General features: G+C 39.9%; 4 protein-coding genes. All 4 read right to left on the reverse strand.

Features of this window, described 5'->3' with window-relative positions:
- Window positions 1-66: 66 nt before the first annotated feature.
- Entirely contained in the window at window positions 67-882 is an 816-nt protein-coding gene (locus tag AC6I5C_RS06630) for a DUF8693 domain-containing protein (protein WP_497904476.1), read from the reverse strand.
- Between the two features lie 194 nt (window positions 883-1,076).
- Window positions 1,077-8,507: a DUF8693 domain-containing protein gene (locus tag AC6I5C_RS06635; protein WP_497904477.1), complete on the reverse strand. Its 7,431-nt coding sequence runs from the start codon at window positions 8,505-8,507 to the stop codon at window positions 1,077-1,079.
- A gap of 264 nt (window positions 8,508-8,771) precedes the next feature.
- Window positions 8,772-15,509, reverse strand: coding sequence for a DUF8693 domain-containing protein (locus AC6I5C_RS06640; RefSeq protein ID WP_497904478.1), 6,738 nt, complete (start codon window positions 15,507-15,509; stop codon window positions 8,772-8,774).
- A gap of 224 nt (window positions 15,510-15,733) precedes the next feature.
- Window positions 15,734-26,797, reverse strand: a complete 11,064-nt coding sequence (locus AC6I5C_RS06645) for a DUF8693 domain-containing protein (protein WP_497904479.1) — start codon at window positions 26,795-26,797, stop codon at window positions 15,734-15,736.
- Window positions 26,798-26,969 lie beyond the last annotated feature (172 nt).

The following is a 26,969-nucleotide window of genomic DNA, read 5'->3' on the forward strand; positions in this document are numbered from 1 at the left end:
CGATTATAAAAAAGAGCCGCTAGTTAGTGGCTCTTTTTATTTTCTATACTGTTTGCTCTTTGTTAATTAAAGATTATTTAGAGCAATTATTTTACTGAATACCCCTTCGGAGCTTTCAATCACTACAACATAGGATTGATTTTCTGCTCTTGAAAAAGTAAGGCTGGTTTCGTTGCTGTTTAATCTTGTTTTATTAAGAATTCTATGTCCCGATACATTGTAAATAGAAACATTCTTTAAGTTGGTTCCTTGGGACGCTTTTACTTTTAATTCTTTAGAGAACTTAGAGTAAGTAATTTTAGCTAGATCTATTTGATTGTTTTCGATACCTAAAGTTCCGTTGGAGCTATTCACAAAAGTGATTTCATCAATGTTATTTGAAAAGGTGATAAAATATCTATCTAAATGGTCACCGCTAGTCAATTGATTAGTGTAATTGGCATCGTTAATTTGCGTGAAGGTATCAAAAACAGAATCATAAATGTATACGTTTATGGAGGAGGTGAAATTTTCAAGGCTGTTTAAAGCGATTTGAATTTCTCCAGAGTTATCCAAAAACATGGCCAAAGGGTATGATTTAGTGGCATTAAAAGCTCCCACACCTTGGATTACATAATTTTGGTCTTCTATTCGCCAGTTTAGATCATCTGGTAGAACTTCAATGTTTGGAGCATCGTAACCATAGTCCACACCATCCGTAGCTGCATTATTAGCAGTAAATGCCAATAATAAATGACGCGTATAGCCCAATGGGGTCACAAAATCAATACGTACCCTTTGAATGGTATTGTTGGTAGTTTGGGTTTCTGTAGTTGTTGCTTTACTGAAGTTAGATGCGCATAGCAATATTAAGGCAGTCAGTAAGTTGGTTAACTTTTTCATATTATTGGGGCTTAAATGAAATTATCATTAGTTAGGACCCTAATATAGAAAAACAAATCTAAAAATATCTATTAAAAGCATAAAAATTCGATAAAGTGTAATTTTCATTTGAAATTGAACTTGTCTACTAATCTGAGGTCATAAAAAAAGCAGCCTTTAAGGCTGCTTTTTTTATAATGAATGGTTATAGGTTTTTAATCTAGTTTGATGACCACTTTTTTGTTGAATGATCCTTTGTCTGTAACTACTTTAATAATATAATTACCGTCAGCAATCTTTTTTACTGGAATTTTAAATTCACTTGAAATAGGGGTATTTGTAGCATTCCAAGATTTCACTGTTTGGCCAATAATATTTGTAAGATATACTTGTTTTACATTAAGATGTCCAGGAGTCCTAATATAGATTTCTTTACTATGGTTTAAATAGTTTACCACAATGCTTTCGAAATCTCTGTCAACTGTAGACAAAGCGTTGTCTGTTTCAAATGTAATGTAGAATCTATTTTCATAAGTACCTGCATCCAGTTCCATTATAAAATTAGCTTCATTAATTTGAGTGTAGGTTCCCAATAGAGAATCATAAATATAAACCTCAATATCGGATTCAAAATTCTCTAACGCTTTTAATGAAATTTCAACACTTCCTGTTGTAGAAAGATAGATGCCTACGGGATATTGCTTGCTGCTGTCGAATTCACCAACACCTTGAGTGGTTAATTTGTGTTCACCAACATTGAACAACATGTCATTTGGAAGCGTTTCAGTATTTAATGCATCGTAACCATAATCGATGTCATCTGTAGCAAGATTGTTTGGTACAAATCCTAATAACAGCGGTCTGGTTGCTTCTTCAGGGGTTTTGAAATTAATTCTGATACGTTTTACTAACTCTTCTTCAGATCCTTCTTGATTTTCAGAATTGGCACTTGTTTGGGCTTCGTTGCTCGTTCTGAAGAATACAGAACCATTATTAGGTGCCCCCGTAACCACTTCTCTTTTAAAGATACGTTGGCTGTTATTAAACGTAACATTACCACCCGTAGCACTAGAGGTTACAAAAAATCCTTGTCCAACAGGAATATAACGCTCAGGAGCTTTTGTAGGTTCGCCTTCACCACTGATAAGACCAGGGTACACACCTTGATTTCCTCCTGTAAGGGTATAGGTGGCATATCCTCCTTCGTAATCTTCCAATATGTGTGTAATGTTGGAAGGGTAATGCTCCCAAAGATAAATAGTACCATCAATATTACTTTCATTTTCTAATATAAATACATTGGCATCGATAGCAGATGGGTATGGATTCCCGACCAAAGCTTGGTTTCCAGGAGTAATGGGAGTAGTAATTGTGCCATTGTTAGGTTTCCCTATAAAGACATAATTTTGTAATGATCCCGCAGCCCCGCTTCCTTTCATGGTAAACCCAAGTCCGCTTGAGATGCTTCCTGTTTCTTGTTTGTAGTTCCAAGCTGCATAGGTGTCTTCTGCATAATTTTCATAGGCCCAAATCCATCTACGACTCATAGTTATTGGTGAGGTTGAACTGTTGGCATTATAGGAACTGGTCCATTGTAATGATTCTGGATTTGAGGAAGTGGTTCCATCGTTTAATATGTTATTGATACTGTATGGTACATTGTTGGAGTATTGATTTATGATACTCACAGGTGATCCCCAATAGTTGTAATTGTATAGATTTGTAGTTCCCTGTTGGTCTCTTTCAATAAATCCAAAACTGGCTACCTCCAGAACACTGCCTTCATCTTGTACTAATTGAGATTCTCCCAGAAGGTCTATGCTCCCGTTTAATTTTAAATAATGGGTAATTCTCAAACCTTGTCCATCATTAGTCTCGTCTTGGGGAGTGCTAGGATCGGCTATAGTGAGTTCTCCTGAGTTGTTCAATAAACCTAATAGGATAATGTCTTTATTGCCTGAAGAAATATTGTGGTCGGTTACTACAATGTTCCAATCAATGGAAGAACCATTTACACCTGTTCCGTTAGGGTAGTCCCAAACACTGTCTCCATATAACCATGGTGTAGTACTCGATGTGTCTGTCCAAATTCCATCTGACTTTGATTTATAAGGAATAGGAGCTGATTCTTCTTGCCATGTGGTAATATTTCTAAGTTTTCCATTGAAAGATGTTGAAGTGTTTCCGGTTAAGAATCCATTGGTAACATCTGTTGCTTGGTCCATATGGTAGTAGGCTGTTAGGTCACTCCAAGATAAACCAGGGATTTCTTGAGGAATAATTAAGCCTCTTACAGCTCCTGCATTATTCTCGATTTCCTGATTCATCATTAATTTAAGTTGGTCTTGAGTAAGGGCTACATCCCAAATACGTAGTTCATCCATCCATCCTTTAAAATAGTTGACAGGTTTAAATGGAGGAGTAGTAGTTTGATCCATGGCGCCCACGATGAACTCTCTTGAGTTGGATATTGGAGCAGTACCATTAGCGCTGTTTACTTCAATACCATCTATGTATAGTTTGTAGGTTGAGCCACTATAGGTTACCGCAATGTGGTACCAGCGTTGTGTACTTATTTGGTAAGGAGAAATCAAGCTGTTGCCATTCCATCTAAAGGATATAGTGTTGTTAACCAATCTAAGGTCGTAACCCGTAGAAAGGTTGCCTGCATCCCTTTTTGAGAGAATTGTTTGAGTGTTACTGGAAACACTACCAGGTTTCACCCAAACACTTAAACTGAATGGGCCAGTTAGGTCATAATGATTATTAAAAGTGATGTTATCATTTACTCCGTCAAAATCCAAGGTGCTACATTCCGATAAGGTAATTTGAACATCGTCCATTTTAGCAGGGCAACTTCCGCTGCCAATGGTCCATCTTAAAACATAAGTACCAGCCATATCACCAGAAAAGGATGTGTTTGGCTGATTGACATCTGTAAATGTTGTTGATGCTCCAATAGGTGATGAAATCAATGACCAAGAACCGCTACCTACGGTTGGAGTATTAGCGTTTAATATAGTTGTATCCAAACCACAATTCAAAGTTTGATCAGCTCCAGCATTGGCATTGGTCAAGTTTTGAGGTTGTGTGATAGTAATTGTTTTGGTAATTTGACATCCTTGAGCGTCTTCAATAATAACTTCATAGTTTCCGGCTGTTAAGTTGTTGGCCACAGAAGTATTTTGAACGGGGGAAGTGTTCCATGTATATTCATAAGGAGCAGTACCTCCTGATACAGAAACAGATGCCGTTCCATCATTGAATCCATAACAAGAAACATTATTTCCACTAATGGTGGAGGTTAATTCGATTGGCTCATTTACGGTTGCTGAAGCAGTGGTTGTACAACCATTGGCATCAGTAATTGTTACTGAATAAGTTCCAGCAGAAAGTCCAGATGCTGTAGCTGTTGTTTGAACAGGAGAAGTATTCCAAGAATAGGTGTATCCTGGGGTTCCATTTTCCACCGTTACCGTAACATAACCATTGGAGGCATTGTAACAGGATGCATCAAAAGCTTCTGCTGTAGCCATTAATTGGGATGGTTGTGTAATGGTAACCGATTTAATTTCTTGACAACCGTTATTATCTGTAACCGTTACAGTATAAGATCCTGTACTTAAGTTTGATGCAGTTTGGGTTGTTTGACCATTGGACCATGCATAGGAATAAGGAGCAGTTCCTCCTGAAGGAGTTGCTGTTGCAGTACCTCCGTTACTTCCAAAGCAAAGAGCAGGAGTTTTGGTCATGCTAACTTGTAATGCGTTTGGTTGCGAGAGAGTCACTGAATTTGAAACAGAACAGCCATTAGCATCTGTAACAATGACCGAATAATTTGTGTTTGCAGCTAGTCCGTTAGCAGTTTGTGATGTTTGTCCGTTAGACCATTGATAGGTGAAAGGACTTATACCTCCACTAGTAATTGAAACAGTTGCAGAACCATTTGCGGACCCAAAACAAGTTGGATTTGTAGAGGTAATATTCGTTAGGATTTCTTCTGGGTCTTCTAAGGTAACATTTGTTTCAAATGTACATCCATTACTATCTGTAATGTTTACCGTGTAAGTTCCTTCAGGTAAGCTGGTTGCAGTGGCGGTTGTTTGACCATTGGACCAAATATAAAAGTATGGTGAAGTTCCTCCTGTAGGAATGACTGTTGCAGTTCCATTATTACCATTTAAACAAGATATGTCCTCGCCGTTATAATTACTGGAAACATTGGCTGTAGCGGTTAATAGGGCGGGTTCTGTAATGACAGCATTGGCAGTTGTAATAGTACCTGCAGCATCAGTTACCGTAACTGAATAGGTTCCTGCAGGAACATTGGAAATAGTATCACTAGTTTCTCCGTTATCCCATACATAGGTATAAGGAGCTTCACCTCCGGTGGCGTTCACGATAGCTGCACCTGTTGAATTGCCGTTACAATCTACAGGAGTAGTTTGGGCTACGGCAGCCAATGGAGCAATTACAGTTATTGCATCACTTGCGCAATTACATTTTGGTTTTGACGGCAAACAGTCTGAATCTTCGTGCTGTTTCCAAGAATAAAGTAATCCTGTTAAAGTGATTTGATTTCCACAGATATAGTCATCATCCAAGAGAAGTTGTCCTTGACTGCTAGTAGGTATTGGTTGGCCCTCATAAAGACAGTCTTCAATATATTGAGAAGTGGTAAGACCTGTAAGCGCATCTGTTACTTCGTAACCAACAATTACATAAAGGTTGTATTTTGGCTGTGCTGTACTTGGAGTAGTAAACCAAATATAAACAGACAAAGGGGTACCTCCGGTACATTCCTCTATTGGGTTACCGTCTACATCTCCTATATAGAAATCACCAATAACAAAATCGTTAGAATTACATTTTGAACAATCTACATTATATGTGTAGCAAATTGCCAATTGATGGGATTGTGAAATAGTTGTACTTTGACCCGAAGCGTCTGTAACGGTTAGGGTTATTACCTTGTCTCCTGCAGTGGCATACTCCACTTCTTGCGTGCCACTATATACTCCCGGGGATGTTTGAGAATCTACCCCAAAATTCCATGTAAGGGTAAAGGGGGCAATACCTCCTGAAATATTTGGAACAATTGTCAATGTTTCTAAATCGTCAATATCTACACATTCTGAAGAAGTGGTCATAGAAGCGTTTAAAGGATCTCCAATATAAACGGTTGCAGTTGAGGTACATCCACTTTCATCGGTAACAGTTACAGTATAAGTTCCCGAGGGTACACTAGAAATTGAGGAAGTGGTTTGACCATTACTCCAAAGATAGGTGTAAGGAGCATCTCCTCCAGAGGGTGTTGCAGAAGCAGAGCCGTTTGAAGCTCCAGCTCCTGTAGTGTTGGTCCATGTAGCTGATACTGTAAGTTCTGTTGGAGTAGCATTGGTGACACTAACTGGAGTAGAAGAACATCCATTACTATCTGTAACTGTTACTGTATAAGTTCCAGGAGCTAAACCTGAAATAGTCTGTGTAGTTGCTCCTGTGTTCCATAAATAAGAATATGGTGCAGTCCCTCCTAAAGGTGTTGCCGTAGCGCTTCCTCCTGTACTTGAACCATTTATTAGACACCCTTCAGTTCCAGAAACATTTACTGTTACAGGGGCTGGTTCAGTAACATTAATTTCAACCAATTCCTGACAGCCATTACTATCGGTAATTGTTACGGTATGGTATCCTGCCGAAATATTGGAAACCGAACTTGTGGTTGCTGAACCTGCAGATATACTCCATTGGTAGGTGTATGGGGGAGTTCCTCCAGATACAGTTGCATTTGCTGTACCATCGGTCCCATTGAAGCAGGAGGGATCAGTGGAAGATGCGGAAGCAATTAAGGCTGTTGGTTCGTTAATCCACATGCCTTTTGTTTTTGAACACCCATTAGCATCCGTTACTATACAAGTATAATATGCATTTGCCAAGTTTGTAACGGTAGGGGTGGTTTGAATAGGGGAGGTATTCCATGAATAGGTATACGGGCCTACTCCTCCTGCAACATTTGCAGTCAAAGTGCCATCTGATAATCCATTACAGGATATATTTGTTCTTGATAGTAAAAGGGATATATTGCTGGGTTGAGTAATAGTTATAGATTGAACAATTTGGCACCCATTGTTATCTATTACTATTACTGTATAGTTACCACTGGATAAATTTTCAATATCTTGATTGCTACTTGAATAACCTGCAGGACCAGACCATTGGTAATTAAAGGGGGGAGTTCCTCCAATTGGGGTAATATCGATAGTGCCATCTGAGCCCCAAGTACAAGATACATTGTTTTTCTCTTCAATATCAATAGATAGTGTTTCCGGTTGCATAATTTCTATTGAAGTAGAGATACTGCATCCATTTGAGTCGGTGACAGTCACAGAATGAATCCCCCCATCCAAATTATTAGCTGTTACACCATTTTCTCCGTTATCCCAAGTATATGAGTAAGGGCTATTACCCCCAGATACATTGACAGTAGCCTCACCATCTGATTGACCATTACAGCTTACTTGAGAAATTTGTGTTGCTGTAGCTGAAAGTGCTTCAGGTTCTTCGATAATCACAGAACAAGAAGTTGAACACCCATTAGCGTCTGTAATATTAACGGTATAATTGCCTGCCGCAAGGGCATTAGGATCTTGTCCATTCCAATCTACTGTTATTGGAGCTACTCCTCCAGAGATATTCAAATTGGCGATACCATTATTACCGCCATAACAGCTCACGTGTTGGCCAACAGTGATGTTGCAATTAATTTCTTGTATCGTAATTATTTGAGGAATGTTATATACGTTTCCATTTCCAAAATCAAAATTCCAATTAATGGTGTATGTTCCGTTTGAATTAAATGAGGTAGGATCTGAGGTTGTACCTGTAATAGTTCCTCCACAATTATCTGTTCCGGTAGGAACTGGAACTGAATACTCACATCCCCAAGTGATGTTTTCTATTCCTGTGAAAGTAGGAGCCTGATTATCCGTAACTATGACATCGAATTCACAAAGAGCTATCGAACCATTGCCATTCGCTTTAACTTTTACAGTTGTAGTACCTACAGGGAAATTATAGGGTGAGGTAATTGTGTCACCAGAGCCTGCAAGAGTATAGGTGATGATAGGAGTACAGTTGTCTTCAACGTCTGCCTCGAAACTTACAGAAGTCGTACATAAACCTGGATCTGTGTCGAAATTCCCTCCCAAGGAAGAACAGTCCAATACGGGGGCAATGTTATCGATAACAGTAATTATACTTGTACAAGATTCTAAAACTACACTATTATCAGTACTAGAAACAACGGATATAGTTATTACAGTAGATCCAACATGTTCACAAGTTATTATCGATGGGGTAACAATTAATTCCACAGCAGGATCATTGTCATATAGGTTAGAAGTTTCTATGTCTTCTGGATTAATTATTGCTTCCCCATTGTCATCTAATTCAACCACAAATCCGGTAGCGCAGGAAATTGTATCGAGTGGTGCATAGAATAAAAGGCTATTACTTGTTTCTTCAAAAACGATAGAAACATTGTCTAAGGTGATGTAATTGAAAAGCTGATTGGTTTTGGCTTCTAAAAGGTTGGTTGTTAATGTAAAAAGGACCAACTGGACAAGGCAGAGGTAGTTTTTTATCATATAAATAATTTGTTTGAAATTAGGGGATAGCAAGTTATTCTCTTAAAAGAGAGTAGATAATTAGAGCGGATTCCTACATTATCTTTCATTGTATGAAGTATGAACTAAAATACATTGTGTCGGACCAAATATACAAAATATTCGATGAAATGCAATTTTTTTCTTTAAATGTAGGTGATTTTTTAAAGAATAAAATTAACTGATAAGAAAAAAGCAACCATTTTAAATAGTTGCTTTTTTTGAGGAAGGGGGATAAGTCTTGAACTATTGTTTAATGATAACTTTCTTATTGATGAGACTTTTTTCTCTAGTGGTTACTTTAACAACATAATTCCCATTAGCTATTTTTGAGACTGGAATTCTTATTTCTCCATTGTAATTAGCATCAATATCATCCCATGAATTAATCTCTTGTCCTATCATATTTACTAATTGAACTTTTGAAATAGCAATATTATTGATTGTTTTAATGTAAATCTCCTTTGTATTGCTAAGGTAATTGACAACGACTTGATTTGATTTTAGATCAGAAATGGACAAGGATTCGTCTTCATTTTGAAAAGCAACATAGAACCTGTCTTCATAATCTCCGGCATCTAGATCCATTTCAAAAGGAGTTTCATTAATAAGAGAATAGGTTCCGTTCAGGGAATCATAGATATACACATCGATTTCAGGGTCAAAGTTCTCCAAAGCTTTTAAGGATACTTCTATAGCACCTGTCGTACTTAGGTAAATGCCCACAGGGTATTGCTCTGTACTATCAAAGTCACCGACACCTTGTGTTGTGAAATTTTGACCTTCAATTATGAAAGACATATCATTGGCCAAAGTATCATTGTTTAAAGCGTCGTAGCCATAATCGATTCCGTTGGTTGCTAAGTTGTTTGAAACAAATCCTAATAGTAAGGGTCTTACAATTCCATCAGGAGCTGTAAATTCTAATCGAACACGCTGAATTAAATCTATATTTTCTTCTTCGTCTTCACCTTGGTCGTTATTGTCAGAATTTGTAGAATTGGCCATTCTAAAGGAAACTGAACCGTTGTTTGGGGCACCTGTTACTTCTTCTCTTACAAATGCACGCTGACTATTATTAAAGGTTACTTGTCCTCCATTTCCCAAGGCTGTAACAAAGAATCCTTGGGCTACTGGAATATAGCGTTCTGGAATTTTGGTAGGTGTTCCTTCACCACTAACTAAAGGAGGAGAAACCGCTGGATTACCCCCTAGGAGGTTGTAGGTGGCATAACCACCTTCATATTGTTCTAGAATATGAGTGAAGTTGGATGGGTAATGCTCCCAGAAATATAGGGTCCCATCAATACTTCCAGAAGTGTCGGAATTGGCAGAAGTGGTTGTGCCATTAACGACCAAAGGAAGGTTATCCAATATGAATTCATTGGCATCTATGGCACAAGGGTATGGATTTCCAACTAAAGCTTGGTTGCCTGTTGTCACAGGATTAGAGATGTCCCCATTGTTTGGTTTTCCTCTAAATACATAGTTTTGCTCAGTAGTGGAAGCCCCACTTCCTTTCATGGTGAAACTCAATCCACTTGCCAAATTACCGGTTTCTTGTTTGTAACTCCATGCCGCGTAAGTATCAGCTGCATAGTTTTCGTATGCCCAAATCCAACGACGACTTAAAGTTTTTGGAGTAGTATTTGGATTGGCATTATAGGAACTGGTCCATTGTAAAGACAATGGGTTGTCGCTATCGGTACCATCCATTAATATGTTTCCAACAGAATAAGGTAAATTATTAGAGGATGTATTGATATAACTTACAGGTGCTCCCCAATAATTATAATTGTAAAGATTTGTCGTTCCTTGTTGATCACGCTCTACATAACCTCCACTGCTCATATCTAGAATACTTTCGTTAAGTTGTTCAAGGGTGTATCTCTTTTGTACTAATTGAGATTCTCCTACAAGATCGATTTGTCCATTTAACTTCAGATAATCCGTAATCCACAGGCCGTGACCTTCATTGGTTTCATCTTGTGTTCCAGTATTGGTAATTGTTAATTCTCCTGTGTTCACAAGTAATCCTAACAAAGTTAGATCTTGTGTATTACTGATAACATTGTGGTTTGTTTTTACAATATTCCAATCAATAGGATCTCCGTTGATTCCTGTACTGTTTGGATGATCCCATACACTCCAGTTGATCCATGGTGAAGCAGTTGAATTATCCATATTCCAGTTTCCTGCTTTTGATGTGATATAAGGCAGTGGTGCTGTTTGTTGCTGACTTGAAGTAATGTTTCTAAGTCTTCCGCTAACTCCTTTATAGGCTGCTAAATCACCACATGTAAGATTCATTCGGTAGTAACCGTCTAAATTGCTCCAAAGTAACGGGTCATCATCTATATTGTCATTATTATAGTCTGGACCATATATTTTTGTTGGAATTACGACACCTCCAACATCGGTATTTAATGCTTGAATTTCTTGGTTCATCATTTGTCTAACATGTACAACAGACAATGCTTTGTTCCATATTCTCAATTCATCAATCCATCCGTGATAGTAATTTGTAGGATCGTTTGGATTAGCTTGATCCATGGCTCCAAGAAGAGCGTGTATACTTCCAGTAGTTGCGTCAGGAGCAGTCCCACTTACAGCGTTCATTTCAATCCCATCCACGTAAAGTGTGTACAAGGACCCATTGAAAGTTACTGCTAAGTGATACCATCTGTCCGTATCGATTGAGTATCCTCCAGAAGTTACTGAACCAGCTCCAGAAGCATTATACCAATTAAATCTTACTTGACCATTAACAATACTCAAGTCGTATCCTTTGGTGTTGTCACTAAAGTCTTTTCTGGAAAATACAGTACTTGTTCCGCTTACGGTGTTTGGTTTTACCCATACTTCAAGACTGAATTCAGAATTTAGATTATAATTGTTTCTGAAGGTAACGTTGTCGTTAATGCCGTCAAAATCAACAGTTGGGCAATCCTTTATTTCTACTGTAATTTCATCATAGCAGCCATTTTCTAAAGTCCACCTCAAAGTGAACACTCCAGGATCTGCAGAAAAAATAGCATCAGGATTATTGTCGTCTGAAAATGCCCAGCTAGTCCCGCAGGAGTTATAGCTTTCATTTGTAACGGTCCATTGGCCAGTCATTCCTGTTCCCAAGTAATCGGTATCGCCAGCAGCGGTATCTGGTACTACATAAAGATTCGTTTCCCAAGCTCCCTTATTGAAATTTTGCACAGCAGTTTTTGTGTTGTCATACGCATTCAACTGAAGTGTATTTTCACCACATTCACTATTTAGTGGTGTATAGTCCTTTCCAGCATAGGCCAAGTTGGTATAGAAATCAACAAATTGGGTACCCTCGTCGTTTTCTGTTCTACATCCGTTTACTAAAGATGTTACTCCATAAGTTCTGATTCCTGGGGTTACTGGAGTGATGGTTGCTTCGGTAGAAGTGGAAACAACATTATCATCTTCATCAGTCCATTCTATTTCTTCATCAACATAGGCATAAGCGAAACCAACATCATCAATACACCAACCACTTGCAACATCAAAAGTTTGTGTCTGGGCACAATTGTTAGAAGAGTGTTTTGGGAATGTTACATTATCACAACCTCCATTTCCTTTGTGAAATATAAACATAACACGTAGTCCTGATAGTCCTGTGTAAGCTCCAAGGTCAATACTAGTATATCTAAATGGATCTGCAACAGGGAATTGGTTGTTGTTGCAGTTATTTCCATTTCCTTTATAAGCTTGAACGCCGAGGGTAGTTGTTCCTCCTGTTCTAGAGTCTAAGTCATCACCTTGCATAGTTGTTAAAGTAACAGGATAAGTGTTTCCGGAATCAAAAGACAATTTTATTTCTCCATAAGCATCATTACAGAAATAGTAATTTGTATAAAAAGTCATAATGGCTTCACTAGAGGTCATTCCAATTGTACTAAAAACAGGTGTTTCTAATGTGGTTGAATCGGTAGCGGTCATAAATTCTTCATGAGCGATTGCAAATTTTGTATTATCCTCAGTATCATAATTAATCCCACTAAAAGTCGTGTTGGCATTATCATTAGAATTAGTCTCTTTCCAAGTTGATTCAGATTGATTATTACCACTTGCAGGGAAAAACCCATCAAGACCATCTACACGCCACCCTTCTGGTTGAGCATAGTTAAATTCTCCACCTTCTCCAAACTGCCCGTTAGGCTGGTCAAAGAAGCTTTCTGCCGTAACTACAATGGATTCGTTAAGACATATTATTGGAGGGTCTGGACTAATACTAGTAATGATTGGAGGTTCATCCGGAGGTAAAAATCTAATATAAACTTCCGCAGTAGTTTTTGTGGCTCCGGAATCAGGATCTGTAATTACCGCTCTAACAAAAGTATCATTGGTAATTCCCGAAAGGGATTGAGTCAAAGTTCCAGCCGAAGAAGAAATCGGGTCCCAATTTTCTCCATAGTCATATGATACTTCCCAAAATAGTACATCCGTGGCTACCAAGGTATATGGAGAAATACCTTGTAGGTTGAATGAAACAGTCACTCCATCCAGTAACTCTCCAGGACATGCTGTAACTTCTACCAATGGACCAGGAGGTTGTGGATAGTCGGGTGTAGGAGCTGAAATCACACCAGTCATATAGGTGTTTAAGTTTTTAGGCGGCTCAACAGTTACAGTAGCAGTGCAAGTAGATGTGTTTCCACTGAAATCAGTTACCGTTAATACGGTTTCCATATCGTATTGAAGACCATCAGCGGCTTCTTCAAATAAACTTGGTTCAACAGTCATAGAAGCAATGCCGCAGTTGTCAAAAGATCCATTGTCAATATTTGCCGCTTCAATAGTTGCTTCTCTGGTAATAGCATCCAAAACCACTACGAAATCATTACAGATAGCCGTTGGAGGGGTTATGTCCTCTACATAGACGGTGGCAGTACAAGGTTCACTTACATTTCCTGCCTGATCACTGACTGTAAATGTTACCTCATTTGCTCCCACATTTGAGCAGTTGAAGGAACTTTGGGAAACCGAATAAAATAATGAATTGTTAGAACAATTATCTGTAGATCCATTGTCTAGATCCGAAGCAAAAATATTTACCACCCCATTGTTAGGTGTGGTACTTAAGCTAACAGTAATATCATGGCAAACGGCGATAGGCGCTTCATTATCTGAAGGAATCACCTGGAATGTACAAGTACTCGTTCTATTGGCGTCATCTGTTGCTGTTAAGGTAACCACAACAGCTCCTGAGATTACTGCCCCGGGCATTGGACTTTGAGTAACCGTTACATTGGTATCACAATTATCTAAAGTTGATGCCATGCTTGTATAGTCCGCGAGTGTAAATTGACAATTGTTTTCAAAAAACACATTGTCGTCGGAAGGACAAGTAATCTCTGGATCTTCATCATCTACAATAGTAATAATCTGGTTACACTGCGTTGAATTTCCAGCGCTGTCCGTAGCAATCCAAGTTATTGTAGTGTTCCCAATAGGAAATACATAGCTTGAAGGAGAAATGGTTGCTCCTCCAATTTTAGCAATAACAGAATTTACACCACAATTATCAGAAGTAGAAGGAGTGGTAATAGAAGCTGTAGTCGTACAGTTTCCAGTTCCATCATTGCTAGTGCCAATTGTTAAGTTATTTGGGCAAGTTATTGAAGGAGGCGTAAAATCGTTTAGGATTACGTTTTGGGTCTGAGTCGATGTGTTTCCGTTTCCGTCATCATAGGTCCACGTAACTACTGTAGTTCCTTGCGTGGTTATAGGGAATGAGGCATTACTGGTTACAGTAACGGTTCCAGAACAATTGTCGGATGCAGATGGAGGGGATAATGTGGTTATTTGACATTGTGCTGTTATGTCTGTTAAATTAGCAAGGTCTGCCACAGGAGGAGTATTGTCCTCAACTGTAATTGTTTGAGTAGCTGTAGTAGTATTTCCGGCGTTATCCGTCACGGACCATTCCCTTGTAATGGATCCAATGCCATCCGTTACGGTATTTTCGGTTTCGGAATAGCTAACGGAAAGTGTGGAGTCACAGTTGTCCGTGGCCGTTACTGTGGCAGGGTCAGGTATCGCATCGCATTCCACAGTTGTGCCTGCAGGAACGCCAACAAGTACAGGGTCGGTTGAGTCGATTACGGTAATGGTCTGTGTTTCTGTAGTAGTATTTCCGGCGTTATCCGTCACGGACCATTCCCTTGTAATGGATCCAATGCCATCCGCTACGGTATTTTCGGTTTCGGAATAGCTAACGGAAAGTGTGGTGTCACAGTTGTCCGTGGCCGTTACTGTGGCAGGGGCAGGTATCGCATCGCATTCCACAGTTGTGCCTGCAGGAACGCCAACAAGTACAGGGTCGGTTGAGTCGATTACGGTAATGGTCTGTGTTTCTGTAGTAGTATTTCCGGCGTTATCCGTCACGGACCATTCCCTTGTAATGGATCCAATGCCATCCGCTACGGTATTTTCGGTTTCGGAATAGCTAACGGAAAGTGTGGCGTCACAGTTGTCCGTGGCCGTTACTGTGGCAGGGGCAGGTATCGCATCGCATTCCACTGTTGTGCCTGCAGGAACGTCAACAAGAACAGGTGCTAGGTTGTCCACTACTGTTACTATTGCTGTACATGTAGTGGAGTCATCAGTGTCCGTTAGGGTTACAGAAATAGCTCCTATTTGAGAACAATCAAAAGTATCATTACTAAGAATAAAATTTGCCCCAGTATTACCGGAGTTTATATCAGTTGGAGAAATAGTAACTGTTCCAAAATCATCTAGGTAAACCGTTAGTGGATCACATGTAGCAAAGGCCGCATTAACAGATTGAATTTCATTTTCAGTTGCATTAACTTCAGTATCCATCACAATGGAAACTGTGTTTAAACTGATGTACTGATCTAATTGATTTGTTTTAGCGTAAGAGAAATTGACAAAAATTATTAATGCCAATTGGACATAGTAGGTGTAGATTTGTTTCATGTCACTAAATTGTTTCATACGGACCCGCTCTTTTATGTTGGTTTTACGGGATTTTCGTTGTTAAACATTCAATGAGGGAGGTACAAACATACTATGCCCACGTTCTTTGGGTGAAAAATAATCGTTGAAGTGCAGTTATATCTCTATGAGTGTTAAAATGTTCATAATGACTAAGATAGGGTTTTGGACGAATGGCGTAAATTACCGATTAAGTGTAAAATAGGGGATGACTTGTAAGTATTTTAGTAATTGATGATCAGTTTTTTGTTGTAAGTGCCTTGCTCCGTAACTACTTTCAATAGATAATTCCCTTCTGAAATTTTACTCACAGGAATGCGTAGTTCATTGTTCATATTTGGTATGTTGGTCATGTTCCACGATTTAACTGTTTGACCAATAGTATTGATTAAATAAATTTGTTTAATCTTCATGTTTTCGGAAGTTTTTATATAGATATCATGAGAACTATTCAAATAGTTAATCATAATATTTTCCTTGTTAAGTTCTTCCAATGACAATGCATTGCTGTCTAGGAATGTTACATAGAATCTATCTACATAATCTCCGGGATCTAAGGTCATTTGGAAATTGAATTCATTAATTTGGGTATAGGTGCCCAAAAGGGAGTCGTAAATATAGACTTCAATAAGCTCTTCGAAATTTTCCAAATCTGTCAAAGCTATTTCAACGGTTCCTGTATTAGAGAGATAAATACCTAAAGGATATTGTTTGGTCTCATCGAATGCTCCCACACCTTGAATGATATAGTTGTTTTCATCAATTAAAAAGGCCATGTCATTTGGATGTACATCTGTATTAGGAGCATCATATGCAAAATCAAAGTCATCAGAGGCCTCATTGTTAGGAAAGAAACTCAAAAGTAAATGACGTATAGCGTTTTCTGGAGTGATAAAATCCAAGCGGATTCGTTTAATTGGTGTGTCTGTAATGTCTTCATTACTGTTTGATTCATTGTTAGGGCTGCTTGTTCTAAAGAATACAGAACTAGAGGTTTCCCGCTGGAAAACACGCTGACTGTTATTAAAGGTCACTTGACCTGTAGTACCACTTGTTGTTACAAAAAAGCCCTGAGCTACTGGAATATATTGACCCGGAATTTTATTTGGAGTTCCGTTACCGCTAATTAAAGGTGGAGTAACAGCGGCGACCCCTCCAGAAAGGTTGTAGATGGCATAGCCTCCTTCATAATCTTCCAATATATGTGTAAAATTGGATTCGTAATGTTCCCAAAAATAGAGGTTTCCATCAATACTATTGGCATAACCAGGACCATTCTCCAATATAAAGGTATCAGCATTGATTGCGGAAGGATAGGGGTTTCCAACCAATGCTTGGTTTCCGGAAGTGATAGGCGTTTGTATGGTGCCGTTATTGGGCTTTCCAACAAACACATAGTTTTGGGTTCCTGTATACGGAGAACCACCAACACCACTTCCTTTCATGGTATAAGATAGTCCTACATCAATGCTGCCTGTTTCCGTTTTGTATTGCCAAGAGGCATAACTACTACCACTTCCAGGGCTATCATCCACTGGAAAATTTTCATAGGCCCAAACCCATCGACGGCTAATGGTTATTGGAGTTGTATTTGGATTGGCATCATATGAACTCGTCCAAAGCAATGCCAAAGGATTGGAGTTGTTGGAACCGTCAAACATAATGTCGCTTACTGTATAAGGCGTATTATTGGTGGAGGTATTGATAATACTCACAGGGGAAGCCCAATAATTGTAGTTGTACAAGTTGGTAAGTCCTTGTTGTGCCCTATAAAGATGACCGCCACTACTTATATCCAATATGCTTCCTTCGTCTTGAAGCAACTGGGATTCTCCCAATAAATCAATAGTACCATTCAATTTTAAGTAATGCGTTATACGAAGGCTTTGACCGTCATTAGTTTCATTTTGCGGTGTTCCTGGATCTGCAATCGTGATTTCTCCAGAATCGGAGAGTAGACCTAATAAAGTAATATCCTTATCGGTTGATAGAAGATTATGCCCTGTTTGCACAATGTTCCAGTCGATGGGAGTACTGCCGTCTATCCCTATACTATTAGGGAAGTCCCAAACAGAATTGCCATATAGCCATGGAGTGCTTGGAGATAGGTCTGTCCAATTACCATTGTTAATAGTGGTATATGGAAGTGGTGCCGTATCCTCTTGCCAAGTGGTAATATTTCTAAGTTGACCGTTAAAGGCACCTGTGCCATCGGTTGGTACAATAAATCCATTCATGACCTCCGTTGCTTGGTTCATTCTATAGTAAGCGACGAGGTTGTTCCAACTTAAACCTGGAACGTCTATAGGAACAATAGCTCCTCTCACAGCCCCACCATTATCTATAATTTGTTGGTTCATCATCATTCTAATTTGGTCAGGTGTCAAGGAGGTATCCCAAAACCTGAATTCCTGCATCCAACCTTCATAGAAATTAATAGGGTTAGGATTGCCTTCAGCTGCGGCTTGGTCCATAGCTCCCAATAGGAATTCGTAAGATGTATTTGAAGGTGCACTACCAGTACTGGAACCCACTTCAATACCATCTACATACATCAAATAGTTGCCTCCATCAAAGGTCACAGCAACATGGTACCATCTGTTTGTATTGATTTGATAACTTGAGGAAACTGAATTATTGTCCCAATGAAAAGATAGGGTATTATTAACGAGTCTTAAATCATAACCTGAGCCGTTGGCAGAACCATCGCGTTTGGATAAAATAGTCTGTATATTTCCATTGGTTGCATCTGGTTTTATCCAAACTTCAAAGGAGAAGGCTGCATTCGGATCATAGTGATTTCTAAATGTGACATTGTCGTCAATACCATCAAAATCCAAAGTAGCACATGCAGTAAAAGATATGTCTATAGAATCAGTAGAAGGCTCACAGGCCACATTATCAATTGTCCAAGCCAAAGTGTAAGTTTCTCCCGGCATTCCAGTAAATGTCGCAAAGCGATCTGTTGTGTCAGAAAAAGCAAAACCATCCGTCTGGCCAGAAGTGACGGTCCAGTTTCCTCCTAAGGAGTTATGATAGGTTGTCGGCCCAGGAAACGGATCGTTGGCACTAAGAGAGGCATATGTCAGCCCACATTCTGTCGTGTCAAAAATTTGATCAACTCCAGCTTGAGCAATGATATTATCATAGACTTCAATATCAACAAATTCCGAATTTTCAGGTGTTACGGTGTAGCCACAACTGTTTACCAAATAGGAGGTCACAGCATAAGTGTGTATACCAGGTTCAGGGGGAGTTACATCTATTTCATTTGTGTAGTACATCACATCTTCACCTATGTCTGTCCAAACAATGACGTCCTCAACTGGAGGTGCTGGTAGGGTAATCCCATCCATAGCTACGAGACTTTCAGCGGTATTGCCATTAAAAGTGAATTTGACTCTTAAATTAGGAATCCCCAAGAGGTTCATATCTGGATAGGTGGAGAGATCATAAGAAAAGTGATTGACAGAAAAAGGGTCATAATTTCCAGATTCTACGCCAATACCACCATTTACTTCCCATAGCGGGGTTGGTAAATAGGTTGCCCCTCCATCAATAGAGATTTCAACTAGAAAATAATCAGCATCATCAGGCAGCACATAGGCATAATCAAATTCAAAAATGGCCTCTTCCAGTCCAAAGGTGTTGAAGATAGGGGTTTCTAGTTGGGTATTGATATCTCCATCGGCAATGGCAAATTTTGGATCTCCTGAATCTAAAAATACTCCACCTCCAAAAGGGTGAGGGTTGGTCCCAGACCAATCATGTGGTGGATCGGTATTATCTCCATTGGCAGTCCAGTTTCCAGTTTGGCCATCTACAAGCCAACTATCAGGATCTTGTGTATTTAACTGCCCTGTTTGAAAGTTTCCTCCAGTAATAAATTGGCCATTGGCGATGCTGCTTTCAGCTGTAAAATGAGAGGAGTCACCAAGACAAATGATATAGTCTGATACTGTTACTGGACTTGGTTTCAAATCGCTGGGAACAACACTTACCACGGCTACTTGGGAGTAGGTTTGTCCGCAACTACCAGCGTCTACGAGTACGCGATATAAACGTGTGTCTAAGATGTCGGTATATGAAATGGAAGTGCTGTCGGTATCGATATCAGTCCAATTTTGACCATTGTCATCAGAATATTGCCAAAGAATTACAGAGCCGGAATGCCCTGAGAGTGCCAAATCACCACCAGTTTCGGCACATACCAATAGTACAGAACTAGAACTTAAGGTCCCATCAGGACCAATAGCAGTCCCTGTAATTATTCCTCCATTTGCCGGAGGATCTATCGTAATTTCGAAATCAGAGGAAACAGCTTCACATCCATTGGAAGCTTCAATTGTGTTTGTGACTGTGTAGGTGCCTGGTTGACTCGCTGAAAGATCGATTGCGCCTGTAGGTGAATTGTTGTCTCCATCAGAATCAACAAAAACCAGATTCGAAGACGAAGACGAAAATAAACCTGCAATTCCCCCTCCTGTAAAAACTGGGCTAGGGTCAGTTCCTGATTGACAATACTCGGAATTACTATAATTGAAGTTTGCTACTGGTAGCGGGTTTATACTGATTGTGGTAGTGGCTACGACAGCTTCACAACCATTAGCTTCAGCAATAGTATATGATATGGTATATTCTCCAACAGTACTTGTATTTGCTGTAATTTGACCTGTGGAAGAATCGATACTTAGCCCAGCTGGACTTGAAGTAAAAGCACCACCACTGCTATCTGTTTCGGATAAATTAACGGATATTGGTGAGGAGTCAGTTTCACAATATGCAGGTTCGTTATAACTAATATTGGCGGTTGGTAATGGAGAAATTGTAACGTTGGTGGTTGTGGAAACTTCGTCACACCCCCCAGAAGCTGGAGCAGTATATGTTACCACATAGGTGTCAGGATCACTTGAGGAAGGGGTGATAGCTCCGGTTGAAGCGTTAATGGTTAATCCGGCAGGCGCGGAATATGTTCCGCCAGTATAGGCATTGGTCCCACTTAAGGTAACTGCTTGTTCAGTTGCAATGTTATTACAAAACGGACTGTCTGAATAGGTTATGCTTGCTGTGGGGAGGGCTGTGACTGTCAATATTTTCGGAGAAGACGAAATACTTGGGCAAGTCCCACCAGGTCCTGAAATTACAACATAATAGCTTCCTGAATCTGAAGGTGTTGAATTTGAAATGGTTAATTCAGGGGTGTCTGCACCTGATATGTTTCCACCATCACTCAGGACTATGTCAGGACTTCCCACTTGGTACCATTCATAGCTTGTAATAGTTCCTTCAGCATCCACGCTAAAAATAGCATCGATACCTTCACAAATTTCTAGATCTGTAGATTCACTGGTAATAGTGATTTCCTGGTTCACATTTAAGCTGAAAGCATTTGAGGTTACAGGCGCACAACTACCGTCACCACTAACAATCACGTAGTAAGATCCCGCATCGCTCATGCTTACTTGGCCGAAACTTAAGGTGCTGGAGGTTGTATTGGCAGTGATACTAATATTGGAATTTGGAGTGGCAGGAGTGCCTCCTGGAGCTGTACCGCTGTACCATTGGAAGGTAAGATCATCACCGGCTCCAATTACCGTGAAACTCGCTGCTTCACTAGCACATACTCCTAAATTCTGAGGTTGCGTCGTAATAACCGGAGGTTCTTTAACGGTAATAATTCCTGATATGGAGGCTGGTTCGCAACTACCCTGCGTGTTTACGGTATAGTTGAAATCTCCCGATACACTTGGTATGCCCGAAATTGTAAATGTTGAAGTTCCATCAAAATTTTGAGTTGCTCCGGAAGGAAGATCGGTTGCCGTAACATTCGTAATGTCTCCTGAAACAGTAAATTCTATAGGATCTAAAGCATCTCCCAAACATATGGTTTGGTCTATATTGGAAGGGGTATTGATAGTTGCATTAGGTGTAACTGATATGGTTGCAGTGCCAGAAAGTGTTTCTTCACATAGTGGAGAAGCAACGTAGGCAATACTTAGCAAATTATAAGTTGTATCGGTTGTTAGATTCCCGGTGTCTATTGTGAAAGAAGCATTCCCAGAATCATCTGTTGTCGTACTTAAAGTTTGATCGCCACCAGTATCGATATCATATGTTATTGTAATATCAATGTTAGGAAATGCCGTGGCTGAAATTGTGATTTCGGAACTGGTATTCTCACAAATCGGGGAGTCACCTGAAATACTTATGGAAGCAGAAGGTGTGTCAAGAACGGTAATACTTCCAAGTGTATTGGCTTGAACACAATTTCCAATAGTCTGTACCGTATATCCGAAATCACCGGCATCGCTTGGGGTTCCTGAAATAGTAAAGGTTGAATCAACATTGTTATAAACTAAGCTTAATCCGGAAGGAAGTCCAGTAGCGTCAACATTTGTAAGATCTCCCGTAACATCAAATACTATTGGGTCTAATGGATCTCCTAAACATATAGTTTGGTCAATGTTTGAAGGTGTAGTGATAGTTGCATTTGGAGTAACGATTATGGTTGCTGAATTTGAGAGCGTTTCTTCACAGTTTGGTGAATCAACATAGGCAATACTGACCAAATTATAGGTGGTATCTGCTGTCAAGTTACCTGTATTAACAATAAAGGAGGCATCTCCAGAACCATCGGTTGTTGTGTTAAAAGTTTGGGGAGTAACTCCATTGATATTGTAGGTAGCCACAATATCGCTATTTGGAAATGCAGTGGCCGAAATAGTGATTTCGGAACTAGTATCTTCACAAATCGGGGAGTCTCCTGAAATAGCTATGGAAGCTGAAGGTGTGTTAAGGACTGTAATGGTACCTGATTCTGAAGCCAGTTCGCAGGGACCTGTGGCTTCAACTGTGTAGCTAAAGGTTCCAGCTTCATTAGCAGTTCCTGAGATTGTAAACAATGAAGGATTGCTGTCATCGTAGTCTATTCCTATTGGCAAGTTTCCACTAAGTGATACATTGGTAATGGTGCCTCCAATTGTAAATTCTATATCGTCCAAAGTATCTCCAAAGCACAAGGTTTGATTGTTATTTGAAGGAGCGCTCAGGGTAGCATCAAGATCTACAGCTATGGTTAATGAATCAGAAAGTGGTTGTGTACAAGAGGGAGTTTCCGCATACGCAATGCTTAGTAAATTGTAAATAGCATTTGTAGTTAAAGTTCCTGTGCCTAATACAAAAGAAGCATTTCCAGAGCTATCGGTAGTTAGATTGATGGTTTCATCAGCACCTCCATTGATATTATAGGTAAGAATAAGCTCTTTATTGGGGGAGGCTGTAGCTGAAAAGGTAATTTCAGAACTATTACCTTCACAAACAGGGTTTGCTGCGGTAATACTTGCAGTAGCAGTTGGATTGTCCATAATGAAAATTTGCATTTCATCATGGGCCGCTCCACAATCTCCGCCAGGGTCTGCTGTATTAATTGAAATAGTGATTATATCTCCAGCGGCTACGCCTGGCGGTAGAATGTAAGTTCCCTGTAAATTATTTTGATAGGGATTGCTATTAGGTATTGTGCCTCCGGAACCATTATCGGTCCACCACCAATCTTGGCTTTTATTTTGCCGTACCCCATTTACAAAACCATCTAATGTTATTTGGGTAGTGCCTAAACAAATGTACTGGTCAGGACCTGCATCGGCAGCGGCTCCTGAGCCTATAAAAGCAGGTTCTGATATACTTGGACTTGTTCCACAAGAATTGGAAGCGGTTACTGAAACTTGTCCAGCTTGAGCATTCCCAGCAACATTTACAGTTATTTCATGTGTTCCAGCCCCCGAAACAATTTGAAAGCCAGAAGGAAGACTCCAATTATAAGTAACTCCAAGAATTTCATCTACGCTGAATACTTCATTAACATAAGGAGGACAATAAGTAAAAGATCCAGTGATATTATCTAAATTGGTTGGTGCTACAGGAATACCAGAATCTACAATAATGGTTCCTGAAAGAGAAGTGCCGCCACATCCTTCTGTATTTATGGTATAATCAAAGGTTCCTGATATATTGGGAGTTCCTGAAATTGTAAAAATTTCATTGTTGCTATCGGGAGTAACATCAAGACCACTGGGTAATCCAGTAACATTTACTCCTGTTCCACCACCTCCAAGAATATAGTCTATACCTGAAATTGGATTGTCCACACACACATTTTGAATGTTGTTTCCAGAGTTTAAAGTCATTGTTGCATCAGGAAGTACAGTAATTTCAATTGTTGCTGTATTTTCACATCCATTAGCATCAGTTCCCGTGACTTGAAAGGATTGAGTTATAGTAGGGGAGACTTCTCCCTGTTCATTGTTTGCTCCAAAAGGCGTTACACCGGTGCTCCAGGTGTATGAGGATGCCCCATTAGCATTAAGGGTCACCGAATCCCCAATACAGATTTCGGTGGCAGTGGCACTGATTGTTACAGTTGGCAATGGATTTACGGTAATTTCTATAGAGGCCGTATTTTGACAGCCATTGGCATCAGTTCCTGTAACCGTATAGGTTTGGGTGGTTGTGGGTGAAAAAGGAACATTATTCGTTACACCCTGATCCCAAGTATAAGAATCTGCACCACTTCCAAATAATGTGACTTCCTCTCCTGAACATATTTCAATGTCAGAGGCATTTGCAACGACAGTTGGTAGGTCATGAACTATGATAGTTACGGAAGCTGTATTTTGGCAGCCATCAACATCAGTTCCTGTAACTTCATAGGTTTGGGTAGCTGTTGGTGAAAAAGGAACGCCGTCTGAAACACCTTGATCCCAAGTATAAGAGTTTGCACCGCTTCCAAATAACGTGACTTCCTCTCCTGAACAGATTTCGAGATCTGAAGTATTTGCAACGACGGTTGGCAGATCATTTACCGTAATAGTTACGGTAGCTGTATTTTGGCAGCCATTGGCATCTGTTCCAGTAACTGTATAGGTTTGCGTGGTTGTAGGAGAAACTTCTCCTTGTTCATTGTTTACTCCAGAGGCCGTCACACCAGAGCTCCAAGAATAGGAGGCAGCTCCACTGGCATTGAGCGTTACGAGGTCTCCAGAACAGATTGTGGTATTGCTAGGGGTAATAGTGACGGTTGATAAAGGATTGACGATTATTTCAATGGAAGCCGTATTTTGGCAGCCATTGGCATCGGTTCCTGTAACTGTATAGGTTTGCGTGGCTGTGGGTGTAAAGGCAACGCCGTCCGTTACCCCTTGATCCCAAGAATAGGATTGAGCTCCAGTTCCCGACAGGGTAACCTGATCTCCAAGACATATTTGAGTTTCAGAAGCATTAATACCAATTGTTGGAGGGGCATTAACCGTCATTGAAATACTGTTACTTATGGCTGTGGCAGGGTCTGGACATTGCACACTAGGATCAGGGGTTATGACTAATTGGATTACGTCACCATCATTCAAATCACTTGCAGTATAGGTGGAAGTCGTTGCTACTTCAATTGAATTACGTTGCCATGAAAAGCTAGGATTTAGCCCCATATTGAAAGTAGAACCCTCAATGTTTGAAAAAGTAACCGATTCCCCCTCACAAATGGAATTGTCGGTAGCTTGGATAACTACGGAAGGAGTAACAGTAGTGTTTACGGTAAGTGCAATGGAGTTACTTTCCACAGGGCAGGCAAAACTATCGGAAGTAATCTCAACTTTTACTTGGGTACCATCTGCTACGGGATTGTTCAGTGTTAATTGCGAGTCTGGTGATGGCCCAGAAACTACTGTAAATCCGGATCCGGTATTTGTGTACCAAGTATATTCCACATCATTGCCAGCATTGTTGGGAGTGGCATTGAAGGTAATATCCTCATTGGAGCAAAGGGTTGTTCCCGTAGTACTTGCAATGGCAACGGAGGCTGAAGTACTGTTGTCTGTAACAGTTACTGTCGCACTACAGGAACTGCTATTACCAACTGCATCCTCCACAGTTAAGGTGACTGTATTGTCACCTATATTGGAGCAATCAAATGAAGTAACGCTCAAATCCCAACTTACAATTCCACAATTGTCATCAGAGCCAAAATCAATATCACTTGGTGAGATAGAAACATTCCCAGTTGAAGGATCTAGGGCAATACTTGTGTTTTGGCATTGTACGTTAGGGGCTTCGTTGTCGGAATTAACACTTACAAAAAAACTATGTATAGCAGAGTTTCCTTGACTGTCAGTAGCACTATAGCTTATGGTTGTGTCTCCTTCGGGGAACAAATCTCCACTGTTGAGTCCTGTGCCATCCGTTCTGACAACCGTTACCGAACTATCACAATTATCTGTTACTGTAGGATCTGAAAAGGTGATGGTGGCTCCACAGGCTCCAAGATCCATTGGAATGTTGAGTTGGTCTGCTGGGAGGTTAGCTAAAATGGGATCTTCGTCATCGGCATCAACCGTTACTTGAAAACTGTAAGTTTCAGAATTTCCGTTACTATCAGTGGCAGTATAGCCTATGGTTGTACTTCCTGCAGGAAAGAGATCTCCACTGTTGAGTCCAGTGATATCTGTTCTGACAACCGTTACCGAGCTATCACAATTGTCTGTTGCTATAGGATCTGAAAAGGTGATGATGGCTCCACAGGCTCCAAGATCCATTGGAATATTGAGTTGGTCTGTTGGAAGATTAGCTAAAACGGGATCTTCGCCATCGGCATCAACCGTTACTTGAAAACTGTAAGTTTCAGAATTTCCGTTACTGTCAATGGCAGTATAGCCTATGGTTGTACTTCCTGCAGGAAAGAGATCTCCACTGTTGAGTCCAGTACTATCTGTTCTGACAATCGTTACTGAGCTATCACAATTGTCTGTTGCTGTAGGATCTGAAAAGGTGATAGAGGCTCCACAGGCTCCAGGATCCATTGGAATATTGAGTTGGTCTGTTGGGAGGTTAGCTAAAACGGGAGGTAAATTATCAATAACAGTAACATTTGCCGTACATGTTGTGGAATTATTTGTGTCAGTAATGGTTACTGGAATTGTTGAGCCTACATCCGCACAGGTAAAACTATCAATGTCTAATACGAAATTGGCGCCAGTATTGGAAGGATTAATGTCTTCCGGTAGAATGGATACATTCCCAGTATCGTCTAAATATACCTCAATATCTCCGCAAGATGGATCGGCTGCCAAAAATAGAGCTGAGGTTTCAGAAGTGTCCTGGTTGAGGTTTGTATTTATAATGATAGAAACATCATTAAGACTAATGTATTGATCTAATAAATTGGTTTTAGGGAAGCTGAGATTTGAAATTAATAACAGCACAGCCAGTTGGATAACGCTTGGGTAATGGTATTTCATAGTTACATTGTTGTTAATAGGGTTATGAAAACCTGGGGCAAACAATACCACAACAACCAAAAATCAATCTCAAAAAATCTTTTGGTTATCGTAGAAACAATGGCTATTAATCAAGCTGTTACTTGTATTAGGAATAACTTAAAAGTATTTTAAAACCAGTAGGTTATGAAAT

Source organism: Mangrovimonas sp. sgz306409, assembly GCF_059735265.1.